The organism is Arsukibacterium sp., from assembly GCF_033722355.1.
Classification (GTDB): Bacteria; Pseudomonadota; Gammaproteobacteria; order Enterobacterales; family Alteromonadaceae; genus Alishewanella.
In genome coordinates this window covers 1-2,598 of the sequence record NZ_JAWVZF010000249.1, presented here as the reverse complement: position 1 = coordinate 2,598, position 2,598 = coordinate 1, and the positions used below count along the sequence as shown (strand labels likewise).

General features: G+C 52.8%; 2 protein-coding genes. One reads left to right on the top strand and one right to left on the bottom strand.

Translation table 11 applies throughout. The features are described from left to right. Nucleotides 1-762, bottom strand: a 762-nt coding sequence (locus R3177_RS14430; protein WP_318971706.1) for a hypothetical protein, incomplete at its 3' end; no start/stop codon positions are given. A 204-nt stretch (nt 763-966) separates the two neighbouring features. On the opposite strand from R3177_RS14430, the gene R3177_RS14425 reads away from it, so the two are divergent. Continuing rightward, a partial coding sequence (locus R3177_RS14425; protein WP_318971705.1) for an amino acid permease occupies nt 967-2,598 on the top strand: 1,632 nt, incomplete at its 3' end.

Below are 2,598 nucleotides of genomic sequence, written 5' to 3'. Positions count from 1 at the left end.
CGTGGCGGCCCAGGTACGGAAATCTTTGGCGGTAAAGTCTGCCTGGCAAAGCTTGTGCAGGTAAGCGTTAACATCGGAGGAATCTATACTGTGGCGGTTTTTGTTTTCGTCCAGGTACTGAAACAGCGCTTGTCCCGGTAAATCCTGGCAACGTTTGACGACCCTGGCCAAACGCCGGTCTTTGATACTGATTTGGTGTTCAACTCCACTTTTGCCACGAAACTCAAACTGTAATTTATTGCCTGTGATCTCGACATGGCGGGTGCGCAGGGTCGTTACACCGTAGGATTTATTCCGCCTGGCATATTCATTGTTGCCAACCCTGATTAAGGTGGTATCAAGCAGCTTTACGACTGTTGCCAGCACCTTTTCACGGCTGAGCTGTTGTTGGGCAATGTGCTGATTAAGTTGCTTGCGAAGCGCCGGCAGTGCTTTACCAAACGCAGCCAGGTTAGCATATTTGTTGGCGTCACGTACCTCGCGCCATCGTGCGTGATACAGATACTGCTTTTTACCGTTTGAGTCACGTCCGGTGGCCTGCAGATGACCATTAGGGTTGGCACAGAGCCAGACATCGGTGTAGGAGGGGGGCACTGCCAGTGCATCCAGGCGCTTGATTTGGTCATCATCGGTAATGCGCTCCCCGTTTGCATCGTAATACCTGACGTTGCCATTTACGTTTTTCCGACTGATGCCTGGCTGGCTATCGTCGACGTAACGGAGATCTTCAGGCAAGCTCTCACGTATCGCAGAATCAGACATAGAGTCAGCCCTTTAATAAATAGCTCAGTATAACAGCCCTTTGCGGTATCTGGCATGTTAAGCCTGTTGCATACCAGGCGGGTACTGACCTGGGTAAATTAGGCGGCCGGCACACGCTGCTGGCAGAGCAGGGTTGCTGGATATGTGAAAAAAGCACGTCTATGCTTTTAATACATTATTAAATTCAGGCGTGTAATCAAACCAATGACTGCAACGGAAGATAACAGCAGCACAAGCCAGGGCGGCGAGCCCACACCAGCAGACCGTGCGGTAAAGCCGCTTGAATCTGCTGCTGCAGAGTCGGGCGAGACTGAAAACATTCAGCAGCAGACCGAAAAGGCTGAAGCCGCTCAGCCACAGAAATTTGGTACGCTGGCCGGGGTGTTTACGCCGACCTTGCTGACGATTCTCGGCGTAATTATGTTTCTGCGCGAGGGCTGGGTAGTTGGTAATGCTGGCCTGGCGGGCGCAATTCTGATTATTGTACTGTCGTTTAGTATTACCTCGGCTACCGGTCTTTCGATGTCATCCTTTGTCACCAATATCCGGATTGGCGCCGGCGGCGCGTTTTCGATGATTTCCCAGTCACTGGGGCTGGAAGCCGGCGGCGCCATTGGCATACCGCTTTATATTTCTCAGGCATTAGCGGTAGTAATGTACATTTTCGGTTTCCGCGAGGGTTACATGTGGGCGGTATCAGCCTGGGGCCTGCCAGCCCTTGAGCCTATCGTTATTGACTTGCTGATCTTTGCCGTAATATTCGGTATTACAATGATCAGCACCGCGCTGGCGTTTAAAATCCAGTACCTTATTCTGGCGATTATCGTAACGTCGCTGCTGTCGGTGGCTATCGCCGCTTTTCAGGGGTCTATGGACCAGCCGATTGTCTGGTGGGGAGATTTTCGTGGCTCGCCCGAGGATAACTTTTCTGGCACGTCTTTCTGGCTGGTATTTGCCGTGTTTTTCCCCGCATCGACCGGCATTATGGCCGGTGCCAATATGTCGGGTGATTTAAAAAACCCAAGGCGCTCTATACCGCTCGGGATGATGTCGGCTATCGGCGTAAGCCTGGTAGTTTATCTGCTGCTGGCCTACTGGCTGATGCGCTCGGCCAGCATTGATGAGCTGACCGGAAACTATACCATTATGATTGATCGGGCGTTCTGGGGCCCGGCGGTGCTGGCCGGTTTACTGGCCGCTACCTTTTCCTCTGCACTGGCATCTTTTGTCGGCGCACCGCGCATTTTGCAGGCTTTGGCCAGCCACAGTATTGTGCCTTACAGCCCGGCTTTTTCAAAACGAACCACCAGCGGCGAGCCGCGCAATGCTACCTTCCTGACTGCAGCTATTGTGTTAGCTGCCATTATGCTGCGGGAACTTAATGCGATAGCGCCACTGGTCGCAATGATTTTCCTTTTGACTTACGCGACAATTAACCTGGTGGTGTCGGTTGAACAAAGCCTGCGACTTATTAGTTTCCGGCCGCTGATGCGGGTGCCGCGGATTATTCCGCTGCTGGGTCTGGCAGGCTGTTTATTTGCGATGTTTATTATTAATGCGGTATTCAGTCTTATTGCATTAGCGCTGGTGATTGCAATTTATCTGGCGCTGATGCGCAAAAAGCTGACTGCGCCTACCGGCGATGTGCGCAGCGGCTTATTTACCGCCACCGCAGAGTGGGCTGCCCGCAAGGTCAAGCTTACCCAGGGTGTGTCAGAGCGCGCATGGAAACCGAATATCCTGCTGCCGGTTGAAGATCCGCACCGTTTACGTGGCTCGTTCGAGCTGGTTGAGCAACTGGCCTATCCGATGGGATCGGTCAAACTACTGGGGCTG